We start from the raw sequence: 18,711 nt of genomic DNA, 5'->3' as shown, positions 1-18,711 counted from the left end.
TACGAACACGTACGGGTGTCCGGCAACCGTCCTTTCGGGCGGTGTAAACCTGCGCGATGTGCCTCCGGCAAGGCCCGTGACGTAACCTCGGCCACGGAGCCCGCCGATCTCGGGTCCTTGATCACACCTTGGGGAAGCTCGTCAGATGACTGCCATTGCGCTGGGAATGCCGGACGTTCCGACCAAGCTCGCCGACCGCCGTGTCAGCCGCAAAATCCACGTCGGACCCGTGGCCGTCGGTGGCGACGCGCCCGTCTCCGTGCAGTCGATGACGACGACGCGGACCGCGGACATCGGGGCGACGCTGCAGCAGATCGCGGAGCTGACGGCTTCGGGCTGCCAGATCGTGCGGGTGGCGTGCCCGACGCAGGACGACGCGGACGCGCTGCCGGTGATCGCGAAGAAGTCGGGGATCCCGGTGATCGCCGATATTCACTTCCAGCCGAAGTACGTGTTCGCGGCGATCGACGCGGGCTGCGCGGCGGTCCGGGTGAACCCGGGCAACATCAAGCAGTTCGACGACAAGGTCAAGGAGATCGCCAAGGCGGCCAACGACGCCGGCACCCCGATCCGCATCGGCGTGAACGCGGGCTCCCTGGACCGCCGCCTGCTGCAGAAGTACGGCAAGGCCACCCCCGAGGCGCTGGTGGAGTCGGCGCTGTGGGAGGCGAGCCTCTTCGAGGAGCACGGCTTCCGCGACATCAAGATCTCGGTGAAGCACAACGACCCGGTGGTCATGGTCAATGCCTACCGGCAGCTGGCCGCGCAGTGCGACTACCCGCTGCACCTGGGCGTGACCGAGGCGGGTCCGGCCTTCCAGGGCACCATCAAGTCCGCCGTCGCCTTCGGCGCGCTGCTGTCCGAGGGCATCGGCGACACGATCCGCGTCTCGCTCTCCGCGCCGCCGGCGGAGGAGGTCAAGGTCGGTATCTCCATCCTGGAGTCGCTGAACCTGCGGCAGCGCCGCCTGGAGATCGTCTCCTGCCCGTCGTGCGGGCGTGCGCAGGTGGATGTGTACAAGCTGGCCGAAGAGGTCACCGCGGGGCTGGACGGCATGGAGGTGCCACTGCGGGTGGCCGTCATGGGCTGTGTGGTGAATGGTCCGGGCGAGGCGCGCGAGGCCGACCTGGGTGTCGCCTCCGGCAACGGCAAGGGGCAGATCTTCGTCAAGGGCGAGGTCATCAAGACCGTCCCGGAGTCGAAGATCGTGGAGACCCTCATCGAGGAAGCGATGAAGATCGCTGAGCAGATGGAGAAGGACGGGGTGGAGTCGGGGGAGCCTTCGGTGGCTGTGGCGGGCTGAGGGGGGCTGGGGGGCTGGGGGCCGGCCGAGCTTTCGCTGAGCTCTCGTACACGTACCTGGCAGGGCCCCTCCCTCTCCCCACCACCCGGTGCGAGGCCCCTCCCCCACCCCCACCGCACTACCCCCGAACCTAGCCCCCGCCCCCACCCCCTCGCGCCCCCTGTGGACAACCGCCGCCCACGCGACGCGCTCCCTGTGGACAACCGCGCGGCATACGACAACGCGCCCCCCGCCCGCGCTCTCCGAGCCGGGCGGGGGGCGCATCGCGTGCACGCGAGGTATCGTGCCTGGACCTGCTCTCTTACGGCCCCGGCCCCGTCACGGTGAGGCAATCCGACACGTGCTGACGACCACCACCAAGGTCCTGGAGCCCGGGGAACTCGACGACGCCCTCGCGGTCCTCGACCGCGACCCGGTGGCCAACGCTTTCGTCGCCGCCCGGGTCCAGGTCGCCGGGCTCGACCCCTGGCGCCTCGGCGGCGAGATGTGGGGCTGGTACGAGAACGGCCGGCTGGAATCCCTCTGCTACGCCGGCGCCAACCTCGTCCCCGTCTGCGCCACCCCCGACGCCGTACGCGCCTTCGCCGAGCGCGCCCGCCGCCAGGGCCGCCGCTGCTCCTCCATCGTCGGCCCCGCGGCCCCCACCGCCGAACTGTGGTCGCTGCTGGAGCCCGCCTGGGGGCCCGCCCGCGAGGTCCGCGCGCACCAGCCGCTGATGGTCACCACCCAGCCCGCCGCCGAGATCGCCCCCGACCCGTACGTCCGGCGCATCCGCAAGGACGAGATGGACCTGATCATGCCCGCGTGCGTGGCCATGTTCACCGAGGAGGTCGGCATCTCGCCGCTGGCCGGCGACGGCGGGCTGCTCTACCAGGCCAGGGTCGCCGAGCTGGTCGGCGCGGGCCGCTCGTTCGCCCGCGTGGAGAACGGCCGGGTCGTCTTCAAGGCCGAGATCGGCGCCGCCACCCTGCGCGCCTGCCAGATCCAGGGCGTCTGGGTCGCGCCCGAGTACCGCGGCAAGGGACTGTCCGAGACCGGCATGGCGGCCGTACTGCGCTACGCCCTCGCCGACGTCGCGCCCATCGTCAGCCTGTACGTGAACGACTTCAACACCGCGGCGCGGGCCGCCTACCGCCGGGTCGGCTTCGAAGAAGTCGGCGCGTTCATGAGCGTGCTGTTCTGAAGTGCGCGTGCCGTTCCGACCGGAGCCGCCGGTCAGCGGCGCCGCAACGTTCGGGCCGTCCCCTGCCGCTCCGGCCACTCCCGGCCCCGCTGCCCGGACCGATCGTGTTCACCGCTCGCGCTGTGTACGCTCCCGACCATGGATGACGTCGTGGTCGGCCCGCTCGACCTCGCTGCCCGCGTGGACGAAGCGCTGGCCGTACAGGCGCTCGCCTTCGGCCTGACCGACGACGAGATCGGCGTACGGCGCCACATCGTGCTGCGCCACCTCACCACCCCCGGGGCCCGCGCCCTGGGCGCCACCACGCCCGAGGGGCGGCTGGCCGGCTTCGTGTACGGCCTGCCCAACGACCGCTCCCACTGGTGGTCCAGCGTCGTCGAGCCGTATCTGCGCAGCATCGGCCTGGACTTCTGGCTGGACGACTCCTTCGTCATCACCGAGCTGCACGTCCACCCCGCGTACCAGAAGCGCGGCATCGGACGGGCGCTGATCACACGCATCACCGACGAGGCGCCGTACCCGCGCAGCATCCTGTCCGCGATCGACACCGAGAGCCCGGCCCGCGCGCTGTACCGCTCGCTCGGTTACCAGGACCTCGCCCGCCGCGTGATCTTCCCGAGTGCGCCCGCGCCGTACGCGGTGATGGGCGCGCCTCTCCCTCTGAAGCGGGGCTGAGCCCCGTCAGGGGCGCGGGGAACTGCGCGATCGACCACGACGGCGCGGCAGCCGCGAGGCCGTCCCTCGGGGCAGACGCAGGCGTGCGGAACCGCCCCCGGCGAGGCGAACCCATTTCCGTGGGCGAGGTCCCGCCCGATAACCTCGCTCCAGTCACCTTTCTTACGCAGGAGAATCACCATGGCCCAGGTCCAGCGCATGTCCCGATTGATGATCAAGACGCTGCGCGACGACCCGGCCGACGCCGAGACCGCCAGCCACAAGCTGCTCGTCCGCGCCGGGTACGTCCGCCGCACCTCCGCCGGCATCTGGACCTGGCTGCCGCTGGGCAAGAAGGTGCTGGAGAACGTCTCGCGCGTGGTGCGCGAGGAGATGGACGCCATCGGCGCCCAGGAGGTCCTGCTCCCCGCGCTGCTCCCCAAGGAGCCGTACGAGGCGAGCAACCGCTGGGAGGAGTACGGCGACCTGCTCTTCCGCCTGCAGGACCGCAAGGGCGCCGACTACCTCCTCGGCCCCACCCATGAGGAGATCTTCACCCTCACGGTCAAGGACCAGTGCACGTCCTACAAGGACCTGCCGGTCATGCTGTACCAGATCCAGACGAAGTACCGGGACGAGGCGCGCCCCCGTTCCGGCGTGCTGCGTGGCCGCGAGTTCCAGATGAAGGATTCGTACAGCTTCGACACCACGGACGAGGGGCTGGCGCAGTCGTACGCGCTGCACCGCGAGGCGTACCAGAAGATCTTCGCGCGCCTCGGCCTGGACTACCGCATCGTTTCGGCCGTTTCGGGTGCGATGGGCGGCTCGGCGTCCGAGGAGTTCCTCGCGCCCGCTGCGGCCGGTGAGGACACCTTCGTCGACTGCCCGCAGTGCGACTACGCGGCGAACACCGAGGCCGTCACCGCCAAGGTCGACCCCGTGGACGCCTCCGGCGTCGGGGAGATCGAGGAGCTGGACACCCCCGACACCCCGACCATCGAGGCGCTCGCCGAGTACCTGGACGTCCCGGCCTCCGCCACGCTGAAGAACCTGCTGGTCAAGGTGGACGGCGAGATCGTCGCGGTGGGCGTCCCCGGTGACCGCGAGGTCGACCTGGGCAAGCTCGGTGAGCACCTGGCGCCGGCCGTCGTCGAGGTCGTCACCGCCGAGGACTTCGTCGGCCGCGAGGACCTGGTGCGCGGCTACATCGGCCCGCAGGGCCTGGCCGGCAAGTCCTTCAAGTACATCGCCGACCCGCGCGTGGCCCCCGGTACCTCCTGGATCACCGGCGCCAACAAGGACGGCAAGCACGCGCGGAACGTCGTCGCGGGCCGCGACTTCGAGGTGGACGACTACCTCGACGTGGTCGTCGTCGAGCCGGGTGACCCGTGCCCCAAGTGCGGTGCCGGGCTGGTCATCGACCGGGCGATCGAAATCGGCCACATCTTCCAGCTGGGCCGCAAGTACGCCGACGCGTTCGAGCTGGACGTACTCGGCCAGAACGGCAAGCCGGTGCGGGTGACGATGGGTTCGTACGGCATCGGCGTCTCCCGCGCGGTGGCGGCGCTCGCCGAGCAGACCCACGACGAGTCCGGCCTGTGCTGGCCGCGCGAGGTCGCCCCGGCGGACGTGCACGTCGTCGCGGCGGGCAAGGCCAAGCAGACGGAGCTGGCGCTGGAGGTCGGAGACAAGCTGGGCGCGGCGGGGCTGCGCGTGCTCGTCGACGACCGGGCCGGGGTCTCCCCGGGCGTGAAGTTCACCGACGCGGAGCTGCTCGGTGTGCCGACGATCGTCGTCGCCGGCCGTCGTGCCGCGGAGGGCGTCGTCGAGATCAAGGACCGGAAGACGGGCGAGCGCGAAGAGGTGACGGTCGAGGAGGCGGTTGCGCGCCTGAGCGCGTAGCGCGTCTTTCCGAGGGGGCGGGCCCGCGCTGCGAGGTGCGGGGGCGCCCCCTCGTCCCGTGTATCGCGGCCTGCCGGCCGCTCGTCCTCAAGCGCCGGACGGGCTTGTTTTGGGCGGACGTACGTCCTCGCCCGCCAGGGTCGGCTCTACAGCCAGGTCCCGAACTCCAGCAGCAGTTCGCCCCGGGCCCGGTCGCCCGTCGCAAGGGCCCGGAGGCCCCCCTCCACCGCGCCCACCAGGACCCAGCCGCGCAGGCGGTCGCGGTCGACGTCCAGGGAGTCGGCCAGTTTGGCGACCCGGCGGCGGGCCGCGGCGGCGGCGCCCGTGCCGGCCGCGAGGTCTTCCATGCGGTCCAGGACCAGCCCGACGAGGTCGTACGCGCGTTCCCCGATGACCGGTCGCGGCCCGACCGCGAGCCACGGCGTGCGGTGGCCGGCCAGTACCTTGCCCTGGCGGAACGCGCCGTGCAGGAGTACTTCTTCGGGTGCGTCGGCGGGCAGCGCGCGGCGCAGCTCCGTGGCCTCGTCGACCAGCGGGGCGGCCGAGGGGACGTCCGCGGCCCCGGCCCGCAGTGCCGCCACGGCGGCCTCCGTGCGGTCGGCCAGCGTCTCGAAGGGGTGCTGTTCCGGGGGCGAGACCCAGAGGCGGCGGACCGTGCCCGCCGCCTCCAGCAGCGCCTTCGCCTCGGGGAGCGAGCGCAGTGACACCGCGCCGCGCAGGCGCTCCAGCAGGAGCGCGCCGTTGTCCAAGTCGGCGCGCAGCAGCCGTACCGCGCCCCAGCCGTCCCAGCGCGTCAGCGCCGCCGCCTCGGCCTCCGCGCCCGGCTGTCCGGGGAGCGGGAACTTCAGCGCGGCCGGCGTGCCGTCCCGCTGGGTGACGAGGACGAGGAGGCTGGTGCGCCCGCCGGGCTCGTGCACTCGTTCCAGGGTGAGTTCCCAGGCCGCCAGCTGCTCCGCCACGCGGTCCGGCAGTGTGTCCAGCCAGGCGCGCGCGGGGCTCGCGGGGTCGTCGCCGATCGCGCGCACCAATCGTCTCGGCGGTTCGATGGGTGCCGTTGCCATGCTTGGAGCTGTCCCTTTCGTCGGCGGTGCCGGGGTGGCCGGCGGGGCCTGCGGCCGTCCGGGCCGGTGGCCGCCGTGCGCTCAGAGCGCGTCGGCGGATCCGGTCGCGGTGGGCGACGGGCCGCCGGCCGTGGTCCGTTCGGCGAGCCCAGGGAAGGCTACGCCGCTGCCGCGCCAGCGCACCGCACGCACCGCTGCCTCCCGGAGCGATCCGGCCGCGGCGCGCCGCCGGGCACCCGACGAGGCGCGTACGAGGTCCGCGTACGCCCCGGCCACCCGGTCCTCCAGTTCGGCCGCGAGCCGGACGGCGGCGGCCGCGTCGGGCACGGGGAAGGGCAGTGCGTACGCCGCCGCGGCGGCCTTGGGTTTGCCGCCGAGCGCCACCACCCGGCGGCTCAGCTCGTCCCGGCGCGCACGATGGGCGTCGTAGCCGTCCTGCGCCTCTGCGCGCCGTCCGTCGTCGACGCGGGCGCCCACCACGCCGTAGCCGTAGAGCGCGGCGTGCTCGGCGGCCAGCGCGTTCTGCAGGGCCTTCAGTTCGGCGGCCCGCTCGGTGTTCTCGTGCTTCTCCGCCGGCATCAGGCGTTCTTCCCGTCCTTCTCGTCCGTCCCGCCGTCCTTGCCGTGCGAGTCGAGTACGTAGGCGTGCGCGGCGCCGGCCGCCGCGACCGAGGCGAGCAGCCGGGCGACCTCCGGCGGGGCGCCGACGAGGGCCGCGGTGCGCCGGTCGGCCGTCTCGCGCTCGGCGTCGGCCAGCGCGGCGAGTGCCTGCCGCGCGCTGCCGGGCACCTTCGGGGCGCGCGGCTGCTTCCCTTGCGTACGGGACGGCGACGCGGTCGGGGAGGGCGTGCCGGACGGGGTGCCGGTGGCCTCGGGAGCGTCGAATGCCGCGATGTGCGCGGCGACTTGGTCCCGCAGCGGGCGCACCCGCTTCTCCAGCGCCGGGTGCGCGGTCAGCGTCGCGTCGTAGCGGGCCAGCAGGGTGCCGCTGTCCCGGGCACCTTTTTCGAGCAGGGACCGGCCGGCCGCGCTGTCCATGTTGTCGGACGCGGGGGACTGCTCGGAGCAGCCGGTGAGCAGCGCCGCGCTTCCGAGCGCGGCGCCGGTCAGCAGGATGCTTCTCCTCGTGTGCGTTCCAGGCTGCGGCACTGTCCTCTTCCCGGGGGCTGCGGTGGTGATCCGGTGATCATCGCAGGCGAGCGTAACCGCGCCCGCGCACGGAATCGTCAGTACCCCGCCGGAACAGATAGGCTTTGGCCAGACACGCGACCATCCCACAACAGCACACGCGGCCGAGGAGTCACCCGGATGAGCACCACCCAGAGCGAGAGGCTGCGCGGACTGCTTGAACCGCTGGTCGCCGCGCGAGACCTGGATCTGGAAGAGATCGAGGTGACCCCCGCGGGCAAGCGGCGTGTGCTGAGGATCGTGGTCGACTCCGACGCAGGCGTGCAGCTGGACGAGTGCGCCGACCTCAGCCGTGAGGTCTCCCAGGCCCTCGACGACTCCGACGCCATGGGCGGCGCCCCGTACACCCTTGAGGTCACCTCGCCGGGCGCCGACCGTCCGCTGACCGAGCTGCGGCACTACCGCCGCGCCGTCGGCCGCCTGATCAAGGCCCAGCTGCACGAGGGCGGCGAGCTCGTCGCCCGGATCATCACCGTCGACGACGAGGGCCTGGACCTCGAAGTGCCGGGCGTGAAGGGGCGCAAGCCCACCGCCCGCCGGGTCGCCTTCAGCGAGATCGCCAAGGCGCGCGTGGAGATCGAGTTCAACCGCAAGACCGCTCCGGCTCCCGCCGCGGGCGACACCGACGACGAGAGCCAGGAGGAGGCGTAGCCGTGGACATCGACATGAGCGCCCTGCGGGGTTTGGTGCGGGAGAAGGAAATCTCCTTCGACCTGCTGGTGGAGGCCATCGAGTCGGCCCTCCTCATCGCGTACCACCGCACCGAGGGCAGCCGCCGCCACGCGCGCGTGCAGCTGGACCGCAACACGGGCCATGTGACCGTGTGGGCGAAGGAGGACCCGGCCGATCTCGAGGAGGGCCAGGAGGCCCGCGAGTTCGACGACACACCGTCGGGTTTCGGCCGGATCGCGGCGACCACGGCCAAGCAGGTCATCCTGCAGCGGCTGCGGGACGCCGAGGAGGATCTGACGTTCGGCGAGTACGCCGGGCGCGAGGGCGACGTCGTCACCGGCGTGGTCCAGCAGGGCAAGGACCCCAAGAACGTCCTGGTCGACATCGGCAAGCTGGAGGCCATCCTGCCGGTGCAGGAGCAGGTCCCCGGCGAGGACTACAAGCACGGCACGCGGCTGCGCTCGTACGTCGTCCGCGTCGTCAAGGGCGTCCGCGGCCCGTCGGTCACCCTTTCGCGCACCCACCCGAACCTGGTGAAGAAGCTCTTCGCGCTGGAGGTCCCGGAGATCGCGGACGGCTCGGTGGAGATCTCCGCCATCGCCCGTGAGGCCGGTCACCGTACGAAGATCGCGGTGCGTTCGACCCGGTCGGGGCTGAACGCCAAGGGTGCCTGCATCGGTCCGATGGGCGGCCGCGTCCGCAACGTCATGGCCGAGCTGAACGGCGAGAAGATCGACATCGTCGACTGGTCGGACGACCCGGCCGACCTGGTCGCGCACGCGCTGTCACCGGCGCGGGTCTCCAAGGTCGAGATCGTGGACCTGGCCGCGCGCTCCGCGCGGGTCACCGTCCCCGATTACCAGCTGTCACTGGCCATCGGCAAGGAGGGGCAGAACGCCCGGCTCGCCGCCCGGCTCACCGGCTGGCGCATCGACATCCGCCCGGACACCGAGGCCCCGGACCCGCGGGACTGACGTCACGGACGCCGGCGGCCGGTGCCTCCGGCGTCACGTTCCGACTACGGCCGGTTGTCGGCCACCGTCGATTGTCAGCCACGTAGGAATATGAGCAGCCGTTCGGTCCTTACCCCATAGGGGTGAGGCCGCTACGGGGAGGTAGACTTAAGCAGTGTCTGGCCGGACGCATGCCCGCGCATGCCCTGAGCGAACCTGTGTGGGATGCCGGGAGCGAGCGGCCAAGGGCGATTTGCTGCGCATCGTGGTGATCGATGGTGAGTGCACCCCCGATCCTCGCGGTACGCTGCCCGGCCGGGGTGCTTACGTGCACCCCACACTGGTCTGTTTCGATCTGGCGGTCCGCCGCCGGGCGTTCCCCAGGGCCTTCAGAGGGCCGGGACCGCTCGACACCACGGCCTTGCGCCAGTACGTCGAGCAGGCAACACCGTAAGACAGCACGTCGCACGGAAAACCGTGCGGTCAGGTACCTCGCGAGTCGGAAGTAGGTCGAGATTGCGATGAGCACTCGATGAGTACGCGATGAGTACGCCCATGAAGTAGCGACGGTCCGGTGGACAACCCGGACCTAGAAGGAGCGAAGTGGCTAAGGTCCGGGTATACGAACTCGCCAAGGAGTTCGGTGTTGAGAGCAAGGTCGTCATGGCCAAGCTCCAAGAACTTGGTGAATTCGTCCGTTCGGCGTCCTCGACGATCGAGGCGCCGGTTGTTCGAAAGCTGACCGACGCTTTCCAGGCAGGCAACGGCAACGGCCGTGCCTCTGGCAAGCCCTCGGCGCCGCGCAAGTCTGCGCCCGCCAAGCCGTCCGCGCCCTCTCCGGCGCAGGCGGCCCGTCCTGCTGCCCCGAAGCCGGGTGCCCCCAAGCCGGGCCCCGCGGCTCCGGCCGCCCCCGAGGCGCCCAAGAGCAGCACCCCGTCCTCTCCCGCGGCGCCCGCTCCGGGCCCGCGCCCCACGCCCGGCCCGAAGCCGGCTCCCAAGCCCGCTCCGGCCGCGCCCGCGCAGCCCGAGTTCCAGGCTCCGCCGGCCGCCGCGCCGCAGGCCCCCAAGCCCGGCGGTGCCGCCCCCGGTCCGCGTCCGGGCCGTCCCGGCCCCGGCCAGGAGCGTCAGGACCGCGGCCAGGGCCGCGGCGACCGCGGCCCGCGTCCCGGTGGTGACCGTCAGGGTGCTCCGCGCCCCGGCGGCAACCGCCCCCAGGGCCCGCGTCCGGGCAACAACCCCTTCACCTCCGGCGGCTCCACGGGCATGGCCCGTCCGCAGGCTCCCCGTCCCGGTGGCGCGCCGCGCCCCGGCGGTCAGGGCGGCCCCGGCGGCGCCCCGCGCCCGCAGGGTGCCGGCCAGGGCGGTCCCCGTCCCCAGGCTCCCGGTGGTAACCGTCCGACTCCGGGCGGCATGCCCCGTCCGCAGGGCGGCGGCGCAGGCCAGGGCGGTCCCCGTCCCGGCGGCGGCGCCCGTCCGAACCCGGGCATGATGCCGCAGCGTCCGGCTGCCGGCCCGCGTCCCGGCGGCGGCCCCGGCGGTGGCCGTGGTCCCGGCGGCGGCGGTCGTCCGGGCGGCGGCGGCCGTCCCGGTGGCGGCGGCGGCTTCGCCGGTCGTCCCGGTGGCGGTGGCGGCGGTTTCGCCGGCCGTCCCGGTGGTGGCGGCGGCGCTCCCGGCCGTCCGGGCGGCGGCGGCTTCGGCGGCCGTCCCGGCTTCGGTGGCCGTCCCGGCGGTCCCGGTGGCCGTGGTGGCACGCAGGGCGCCTTCGGCCGTCCCGGCGGTCCCGCGCGTCGCGGTCGCAAGTCGAAGCGGCAGCGGCGTCAGGAGTACGAGGCCATGCAGGCCCCGTCGGTCGGCGGCATCATGCTGCCGCGCGGCAACGGTGCGACGGTTCGCCTGTCGCGCGGTGCCTCGCTGACGGACTTCGCGGAGAAGATCAACGCCAACCCGGCGTCCCTCGTCCAGGTCATGCTGAACCTGGGTGAGATGGTCACCGCGACCCAGTCGGTCTCCGACGAGACGCTGCAGCTGCTCGCCGACGAGATGAACTACGTCGTCGAGATCGTCAGCCCGGAGGAGGAGGACCGCGAGCTTCTCGAGTCCTTCGACATCGAGTTCGGCGAGAACGAGGGCGGCGAGGAGATGCTCCTCCCGCGGCCCCCGGTGGTCACCGTCATGGGTCACGTCGACCACGGTAAGACCCGCCTGCTGGACGCGATCCGCAAGACGAACGTCATCGCGGGCGAGGCCGGCGGCATCACGCAGCACATCGGTGCGTACCAGGTCGCGACCGAGGTCAACGAGGAAGAGCGCCGGATCACCTTCATCGACACCCCGGGTCACGAGGCGTTCACCGCCATGCGTGCCCGTGGTGCGAAGTCGACCGACATCGCGATCCTCGTGGTGGCGGCCAACGACGGCGTCATGCCGCAGACGATCGAGGCGCTGAACCACGCCAAGGCGGCCGGCGTGCCGATCGTCGTCGCGGTCAACAAGATCGACGTCGAGGGTGCCGACCCGACCAAGGTGCGCGGTCAGCTGACCGAGTACGGCCTGGTGGCCGAGGAGTACGGCGGCGACACCATGTTCGTCGACATCTCCGCCAAGCAGGGCCTGCACATCGAGGACCTGCTGGAGGCCGTGGTCCTCACCGCGGACGCCTCGCTCGACCTGCGGGCCAACGCCGAGCAGGACGCGCAGGGTATTGCGATCGAGGCCCACCTCGACCGCGGCCGCGGCGCCGTGGCCACCGTGCTGGTCCAGCGCGGCACGCTGCGGGTCGGCGACACGATGGTGGTCGGCGACGCGTACGGCCGAGTCCGCGCGATGCTCGACGACAAGGGCAACAACATCCAGGAAGCGGGTCCCTCGACCCCCGTCCTGGTGCTGGGTCTGACCAACGTGCCGGGCGCCGGCGACAACTTCCTGGTTGTCGACGAGGACCGCACCGCGCGTCAGATCGCCGAGAAGCGCGCGGCGCGCGAGCGCAACGCCGCCTTCGCCAAGCGCACCCGTCGCGTGTCCCTCGAGGACCTGGACAAGGTGCTCAAGGCCGGCGAGGTCCAGCAGCTCAACCTCATCATCAAGGGCGACGCGTCCGGTTCGGTCGAGGCCCTGGAGTCCTCGCTGCTCCAGCTCGACGTGGGCGAGGAGGTCGACATCCGCGTGCTGCACCGCGGCGTGGGTGCGGTCACCGAGTCCGACATCAACCTGGCGTCCGGCTCCGACGCGATCGTCATCGGCTTCAACGTCCGCGCCGAAGGCCGCGCGACGCAGATGGCCGAGCGCGAGGGCGTCGACGTCCGGTACTACTCGGTCATCTACCAGGCGATCGAGGAGATCGAGGCGGCCCTGAAGGGCATGCTGAAGCCGGAGTACGAGGAGGTCGAGCTCGGCACGGCGGAGATCCGCGAGGTCTTCAAGTCGTCCAAGCTGGGCAACATCGCCGGTGTCCTCATCCGGTCCGGCGAGGTCAAGCGCAACACCAAGGCGCGCCTGGTCCGCGACGGCAAGGTCATCGCGGAGAACCTCAACATCGAGGGTCTGCGCCGCTTCAAGGACGACGTCACCGAGATCCGCGAAGGGTTCGAGGGCGGTATCAACCTCGGCAACTTCAACGACATCAAGGTCGACGACGTCATCGCGACGTACGAGATGCGCGAGAAGCCGCGCGGCTGATCTGCATCACTCGACCCCGGGGCCGGTCGGCGGAGGTATTTCCGTCGATCGGCCCCGGCCGTTGCGTGTACCGTTCCATTGACCGGTTCACCTCACGCCCCCCGGGTGGCTATACCCGAACCGCATGTACGTAGGGACGCTGTCCTTCGACCTCCTCCTCGGCGACGTACGGTCGCTGAAGGAGAAGCGCTCCGTCGTCCGTCCGATCGTCGCCGAGCTGCACCGCAAGTACGCGGTCAGCGTGGCGGAGGTCGGCGACCAGGACCTCTACCGCAGGGCCACGATCGGCCTGGCGATGGTCTCCGGTGACGCGGGGCACCTCACAGACGTACTGGACCGCTGCGAGCGACTGGTCGCCGCGCGTCCCGAAGTGGAGCTGCTGTCGGTACGGCGGCGGTTCCACGGCGACCACGACGAGTGACGCGCCGGCCTGCCGGGTGATCGGCAGGCCGTGCGGCCCGTCGGCGCCGCAAGCACCATGGTGGAAAGAAACTAGAAGGAGACGACCAGTGGCCGACAATGCGCGGGCGAAGAGGCTGGCGGACCTCATCCGGGAGGTGGTCGCCCAGAAGCTGCAGCGCGGTGTCAAGGACCCGCGGCTCGGCACGCACGTGACCATCACGGACACCCGGGTCACCGGCGACCTGCGGGAGGCGACGGTCTTCTACACGGTCTACGGCGACGACGAGGACCGGGCCAGCGCCGCGGCCGGACTGGAGAGCGCCAAGGGCATCCTGCGCTCCGAGGTCGGGCGTGCCGCGGGCACCAAGTTCACGCCGACCCTGACGTTCGTGGCGGACGCCCTCCCGGAGAACGCCCGGACCATCGAGGACCTGCTGGACAAGGCGCGGGCCTCCGACGCCAAGGTCCGCGAGGCGTCCTCGGGCGCCGACTACGCCGGTGAGGCCGACCCGTACCGCAAGCCGGGCGAGGACGACGACGAGGACACCGCCGCCGAATGAAGCAGAAGGTCAATGTGCCGGACGGTCTTGTCATCGTCGACAAGCCGGCCGGCTTCACCTCGCACGACGTCGTGGCGAAGATGCGCGGCATGGCCCGCACCCGCCGCATCGGGCACGCCGGCACGCTGGACCCGATGGCGACCGGCGTGCTCGTCCTCGGTGTCGAGCGCGCCACGAAGCTGCTCGGGCACCTCGCGCTGACGGAGAAGGAGTACGTCGGCACGGTCCGGCTCGGCCAGACCACCGTCACCGACGACGCCGAGGGCGAGATCACCGAGTCCAAGGGCGCGAAGGACGTGGACCGGGACGCCATCGACGCCGGGATCGCGGAGCTGAGCGGCGCCATCATGCAGGTGCCGTCCAAGGTCAGCGCCATCAAGATCGACGGCAAGCGGTCCTACGCGCGGGTGCGCGGCGGCGAAGAAGTGGAGATCCCGGCCCGCCCGGTCACCGTCTCCTCCTTCGTCCTGCACTCCGTCCACGAGACCGAGGCCGAGGACGGCACCCCCGTCACCGACCTGCTCGTCTCCGTGGAGTGCTCCTCCGGTACGTACATCCGCGCGCTCGCCCGCGACCTGGGCGCCGGCCTGGGCGTCGGCGGGCACCTCACGGCGCTGCGCCGCACCCGCGTCGGCCCGTACAAGATCGACAAGGCCCGCACGCTGGACCAGCTGCAGGCGGCCGTGGACGAGCCCGAGGGCGACGGCCTGCCGATCATGCCGATCGGCGAGGCGGCGGCCGCGGCGTTCCCGCGCTGGGACGTCACCGCGCAGCAGGCCAAGCTGCTCGGCAACGGCGCGCGCATCCCGATGCCGCTCTTTGACACGGACGGCGCGGTCGCCGCGTTCGCGCCGGACGGCACGTTCCTCGCGCTGCTGGAGAACAAGGGCGGGAAGGCGAAGAGCCTGGCGGTCTTCGTCTGACGTCCGTGTGAAGTGCCTGACCTGCGTCCCGTGAGCCCGAGGCCCGCGGGACGCAGTCGTATGCGGGACGCCTTCGTATGCGGGGCATCGGCGTATTCACCCCATCGGACGGGCGCTCGGAGCGAACCGCGGGCGTGGACGGGGGCGCGTTCGCCGCGCGCCCTGTCCAGGACGATCACCGGCTGCCTACGGTCGAAATGACCCGGTACGCGCGTCGCCCGAGGTGAGCGGCGCGCGGAGCCGGATCTTCGGCGACGGCGGGAGGTACGGCGATGGTGGTCCAGGCGGCCGACGCGGCGGAGGCGCTGGTGCGCATCCGCGACCTGGCGGGGCGGCCGCGCGGCACGGGATTCCTCGCCGACCTGGAGGGCACCCTGCTGACCAGCCACGAAGCGGTCGACGGGCTGGCCCGCCTGACCCTGGAGGGCGCGGCCGGACGGACCTGCGCGGTCGGCGCGGACGCCGTCACCCCGCTCCCGGAGTGCGGCCTCGCCCTCGTCCGGACCACCGGCCTCGGCCTGCCGCCGCTCCCGGTCGCCGCGGGGCGCCCGGGGCCGGGGACGGAGGTACGGCTGTCCGTGGACGGGGAGCGGGACGGTGCGCCGGGGGACCGGGCCGGGGCGGCGGAGCCGGCCGGCGTGCCGGTGGAAGGGGCCAGGACAGCGGGGGAGCCGGCTGGCGTGCCGGTGGCGCGCGTCGTGGGGCGCGTCGCCGTCGTCTACACCGCGACCGACCGCCGCCACCACCTGCCCGACGCGGTCGAGCTGGCCGTGCCCGGACCGGCCGGCGAGGCACTGCGGCTGGGCGGCCCGGCCGTCGGCGGACTGGTCACCGACGCCGGAACGGGGGCGGTACTGGCGGTGGTGGGCACGGCACTGCACCGCGCACGGCAAACGGGGACTACGGGCGTACTGCTGCCGCACGCACAGGGAGAGGCCGTGCCGCGCGGGTTCGCGATCCCGCTGCACGCCGCGGCGGCGGCCGATCCGCGGGGGCCGCTCGCCGCGCTGCTCGCCCGTAACGCCGCGACCGTTCCCGCGTACGGCCCGGACCTCAACCTGGCCGGCGTGCTGGCCCTGACCACGACCGCCATGGGGTCAGTGGGCGGCCCCGGGCCGTGGCGGGAGCCGGTCGAACGGCCCGCGGTGGGGGAGGAGTTCGCCGCGTTCGGGGCGTGTGCCGCGGTGGCCGATCCGGAGGCCGGCGCGGCGCGTACTCCGGTGGGCGGCCCGGCGGCGCGGGTCCTCGCCCTCGTCGGCGAGCCCGGCACCGGGCGCAGCACGGAGCTGGCCGCGCTCGCCGCCCGCCGCGCGCGGGCCGCAGCCCCCGCGCCGACCCTCCGGCTCCGCGGCGCCGACCTGCGGGCCGGCGACCGGGGACTGCGGGACGCGGTCGGCCGGGCGCTGCGTGCGGCGGGCCGGGTGGTCAGCGCTTCGGGGCCCGCCCCGGGCGACCCGGCGGCCGCCACGCCCGAGGAGGTGGCCGGGCTCGCGCGGGCGGCCGGGCGCCCCCTCCTGGTCCTGCTCGACGGCCCCGAGGAGCTGCCGCCGGACCTCGCGACGGAACTCGCCGACTGGACCCGCGACACCGCGGAATGGCTGCACGGCGCCGGCGCCCGGCTGATCGTCGCCTGCCGCCCCGAGTACTGGGAGACCGCCGGGGCCCTCTTCCCCGCCGCCTTCCTGCACCGGCCGCGCCACCCGGCACCGACCCCGCCCGGCGCACCGGCCGGCGCGCTGCCGCCCTGCGTACGCCTCGGCGACCTGGCGCCGCGCGAGGCGGCCCGGGCGCGGGCCCGGTACGGTCTGCCGGCCGGCGCGCTCACCACGGCGGACGCCGGCCACCCGCTGGCCCTGCGGCTGCTGACCGAGGTCCGGACGTCGCTGGTGGCCGCGGGCGAGGACGCGCGGGGGATGGGCACGCCGCACCGCCATGAGATCTTCGGCGGCTACCTGGACCTGCTGTGCCTGCGCGTCGCCCAGCGGCTGGCGCGGCCGGGGGCGCGCGGCACGGACGTGCGCCGGTCGGCCGCGCGGGTCGCCGGGCGCGCCCACGAGGCGGCCCGCCGCTGCCTCGGCCAGGGCCGCGGCGAACTGCACCGCGCGTCGTTCGACGAGCTGTTCCCGTGGCGTACGGGCTGGGCGTCCGCGGTACTCGCCGAAGGGCTGCTGGCACCGGCCGGCACCGGCTACCGCTTCCCGCACGAAGAGTTCGCCGACTGGCTGCAGGGCACGCACCTCGACGTGGACGGGACGCTGGACGCGCTGGTGCACGGACCCGCGAGCGGGCAGACCGGGCAGCGGCCCGCCGCCGTACCGCGGCACCGCATCGGCCCGGTCGTCGACGCCCTGCTGCTCCTCGGCCGCCGCGCCGGTCCCGAAGCGCTGGCCGGGAGGCTGGAGGGGCTGGTGGAGGTCGTGACGGCGCCCGGCGGGGGAGGGGGCGACGCGGCGCGGGACGCCCGGTGGTGGGCCGGGCATCTGCTCGGCGAGGTCCTGCTGCGGCTGCCCGACGCCGCACCGTACGCCCGCGTGCTGCACCTCCTCGCGGCCCGGGTGACGGACCGTTCGGCGCTGGCGGGCGGCTTCGACCGTACGGGCCTCGACGCGTTCGGGCCGTGGTTCTGGCGGCGGCTGCCGCTGGACCCGGCGACCCGCCTCGACCTCGTCCGCCGCCTGCTGCCGGCCGACGGCCCGCCCTCGGAGAACACGGCGGCGGGGTCTTCGGACGGGACGGCCGCCGCCGAATGCGCCGTGACCCCGGGACCCCGCTTCCTCGGGCTCGCGGCGGCGCTGCTGTGTGCCGATCCCCGGCGCGTACAGCCGCTGCTGTGCCGCTGGTTCGACGACGAGCGTCCGCTGCAGCGCGGCCGGAGCGCCGCACGGCCCGGTGCCGACGCCGGACCGCCCCAGGAACCCACCGTCGCGGCCGCCGCCCAGGCCCTGCTGCACACCCACCGCGGGCGCGCCACCGACGCCCTCACCGAGGCGCTCGCCGCCGCCGCGCACCCCCGCGCCGACGAGCTCCTCACCGCGCTCGCCGAGGACGAGCCCGCCGCGCTCTGCCGCGCCGTGCACCGCTGGGCGCGCGACGACAGGCCCGCGCGCCGGGCGTCCGCCGCCACGTACGCACTGGCCGTCGCGGCACACGCCACCACCGACGCGGACCGCGAACTGCTGCGGCAGGCCGCCCGTACCCTCCTCGACCGCCCGGGAGACCAGGGCGTCCACGGGGCCGCCCTGGCGCTGCTCGTCGGCGACCGGGCCACCCGTTCCCGGTACCTGGACCGGGCGCTGGCCGGCTTCATGGCGGGCGACCCCGCGCTGCCGCCCGCCGCGTTCACCGCCGCGCTCACCAGCCACCCGGAGCCGGTACTCGCCGCCTTCCAGACCCGGCTGCGCCGGTCGCCGACGAAAGCCGGACCCTCCACGGCAACGGGCGGCGGGGCGGCCGAGGCCGGGGCGCCACAGGGCGCCGGTGGCGAGCCCGGCGACGCCGCGGCCGGCCGCGCCGAGCCCGACGCCGCCGAAGCCGTGCTCCGTACGCTCGCCGGCGTCTCGACGCCCGGGCTCGCCCGGCGCGCCGCCGCCCTCGTGGACGAGTACGCCCTCCGCTTCCCCTGGACGGCAGCCCGCCCCGTCGCGGACTTCGTCGACCACCGGCTGGAGGCCGGGCCCGGCGCCCGCTCGGTGCTCCAGCCCCTCGCCGTACGGCTGCTGACCGCGCACGCCGCACCGGTGCGGTGCGCGCTCGTGCCCGTACTGGCCGGGCCAGGCAGCACCGCGTCCCGCCCGCTCCGCCAGGAACTCCTCGACGTCCTGCTGGAGCGGGAGCGCAAACCGGCCGCGCCCGACGCCACCGTGCTGGACGCGCTGCTGTGCGCGGCCGCGCAGGGCGCGGCGCGCCGCCCCGAGGCGCAGACCCGGGACCTCGTGCACCGCACCGGCCTGCTCCACGTGCGGACCCTCGACGGCGCGGTCCGCTTCGACCGCCGGCTGGTCGAGCTCGGCCGTCTGCTGCCGGACTTCGCCGCGATGGTACGGAGCTGGCTGGCCGCGGCCCCCGCGGAATGGGCCGCGATCGTCGGCCCCAGCGCCCGCGCCATGCTCGCCCCCCGCCCCCCGGTCCCGATCCCCGCTCCCACTGACCCCGATGCCCCCACCGTTCCCACGCGCCCCATGGCGCGCGGTGCCGTCCGTACGCCCTCGCAGAGCGCCCCGCATCCGGCCTGAGCCG

General features: G+C 73.7%; 15 protein-coding genes. 12 read left to right on the top strand and 3 right to left on the bottom strand.

The genetic code is table 11. The annotated features are described in order from the left end of the window. Nucleotides 1–145 precede the first annotated feature (145 nt). From ispG to ACIGXO_RS08180, 4 genes are all read left to right on the top strand, one after another. Nucleotides 146–1,303 (top strand): flavodoxin-dependent (E)-4-hydroxy-3-methylbut-2-enyl-diphosphate synthase, encoded by a 1,158-nt coding sequence (gene ispG / locus ACIGXO_RS08195; protein ID WP_399782120.1) that lies wholly within the window; start codon nt 146–148, stop codon nt 1,301–1,303. 340 nt (nt 1,304–1,643) lie between these two features. Continuing rightward, nucleotides 1,644–2,486 carry a GNAT family N-acetyltransferase gene (locus ACIGXO_RS08190; protein ID WP_399782117.1) on the top strand — a complete coding sequence of 281 codons (843 nt, stop codon included), beginning with the start codon at nt 1,644–1,646 and terminating at the stop codon, nt 2,484–2,486. A gap of 138 nt (nt 2,487–2,624) precedes the next feature. Next, nucleotides 2,625–3,161 (top strand): GNAT family N-acetyltransferase, encoded by a 537-nt coding sequence (locus ACIGXO_RS08185; RefSeq protein WP_399782115.1) that lies wholly within the window; start codon nt 2,625–2,627, stop codon nt 3,159–3,161. 180 nt (nt 3,162–3,341) lie between these two features. Further along, nucleotides 3,342–5,042 (top strand): proline--tRNA ligase, encoded by a 1,701-nt coding sequence (locus tag ACIGXO_RS08180; RefSeq protein ID WP_399782113.1) that lies wholly within the window; start codon nt 3,342–3,344, stop codon nt 5,040–5,042. Nucleotides 5,043–5,188: 146 nt separating this feature from the next. Here the strand turns inward: ACIGXO_RS08180 and ACIGXO_RS08175 are convergent, their stop codons facing one another. The 3 genes from ACIGXO_RS08175 to ACIGXO_RS08165 form a co-directional block, all read right to left on the bottom strand. Next, a complete protein-coding gene (locus ACIGXO_RS08175) occupies nt 5,189–6,103 on the bottom strand; it encodes an aminoglycoside phosphotransferase family protein (protein WP_399782111.1) in 915 nt (304 codons plus the stop codon). Nucleotides 6,104–6,184: 81 nt separating this feature from the next. Beyond that, the gene (locus ACIGXO_RS08170; protein WP_399782108.1) at nt 6,185–6,682 is read right to left on the bottom strand and encodes a ferritin-like domain-containing protein; all 498 of its coding nucleotides are present in this window, start codon (nt 6,680–6,682) and stop codon (nt 6,185–6,187) included. Beyond that, entirely contained in the window at nt 6,682–7,251 is a 570-nt protein-coding gene (locus ACIGXO_RS08165) for a hypothetical protein (protein ID WP_399782105.1), read from the bottom strand. The genes ACIGXO_RS08170 and ACIGXO_RS08165 overlap by 1 nt, the downstream gene beginning before the upstream one ends. A 159-nt stretch (nt 7,252–7,410) precedes the next feature. Here ACIGXO_RS08165 and rimP point away from each other — a divergent pair, with 159 nt between their 5' ends. From rimP to ACIGXO_RS08125, 8 genes are all read left to right on the top strand, one after another. Then, the gene (gene rimP / locus ACIGXO_RS08160) at nt 7,411–7,941 is read left to right on the top strand and encodes a ribosome maturation factor RimP (protein ID WP_399782103.1); all 531 of its coding nucleotides are present in this window, start codon (nt 7,411–7,413) and stop codon (nt 7,939–7,941) included. Nucleotides 7,942–7,943: 2 nt separating this feature from the next. After that, nucleotides 7,944–8,936, top strand: a complete 993-nt coding sequence (gene nusA, locus ACIGXO_RS08155) for a transcription termination factor NusA (protein WP_399782100.1) — start codon at nt 7,944–7,946, stop codon at nt 8,934–8,936. A gap of 154 nt (nt 8,937–9,090) precedes the next feature. After that, complete coding sequence (locus ACIGXO_RS08150) at nt 9,091–9,369, top strand: YlxR family protein (RefSeq protein ID WP_399782097.1); 279 nt, start codon at nt 9,091–9,093, stop codon at nt 9,367–9,369. 149 nt (nt 9,370–9,518) lie between these two features. Further along, nucleotides 9,519–12,590, top strand: a complete 3,072-nt coding sequence (infB, locus tag ACIGXO_RS08145; RefSeq protein WP_399782094.1) for a translation initiation factor IF-2 — start codon at nt 9,519–9,521, stop codon at nt 12,588–12,590. 124 nt (nt 12,591–12,714) lie between these two features. Continuing rightward, nucleotides 12,715–13,011 (top strand): DUF503 domain-containing protein, encoded by a 297-nt coding sequence (locus tag ACIGXO_RS08140; RefSeq protein ID WP_399782091.1) that lies wholly within the window; start codon nt 12,715–12,717, stop codon nt 13,009–13,011. An 88-nt stretch (nt 13,012–13,099) separates the two neighbouring features. Next, nucleotides 13,100–13,552, top strand: a complete 453-nt coding sequence (gene rbfA / locus ACIGXO_RS08135; protein WP_031066459.1) for a 30S ribosome-binding factor RbfA — start codon at nt 13,100–13,102, stop codon at nt 13,550–13,552. Further along, nucleotides 13,549–14,475 (top strand): tRNA pseudouridine(55) synthase TruB, encoded by a 927-nt coding sequence (gene truB, locus ACIGXO_RS08130; RefSeq protein WP_399782088.1) that lies wholly within the window; start codon nt 13,549–13,551, stop codon nt 14,473–14,475. The genes rbfA and truB overlap by 4 nt, the downstream gene beginning before the upstream one ends. 272 nt (nt 14,476–14,747) lie before the next feature. Next, entirely contained in the window at nt 14,748–18,707 is a 3,960-nt protein-coding gene (locus ACIGXO_RS08125) for a serine protease (protein ID WP_399782086.1), read from the top strand. Nucleotides 18,708–18,711 lie beyond the last annotated feature (4 nt).

Origin of the sequence: Streptomyces sp. NPDC053542, assembly GCF_044544685.1 — a bacterium.
In the GTDB taxonomy this organism is placed as follows: Bacteria; Actinomycetota; Actinomycetes; order Streptomycetales; family Streptomycetaceae; genus Streptomyces.
The sequence above is the reverse complement of the archived record's forward strand: the minus strand, read 5'-3'. Positions and strand labels throughout refer to the sequence as shown.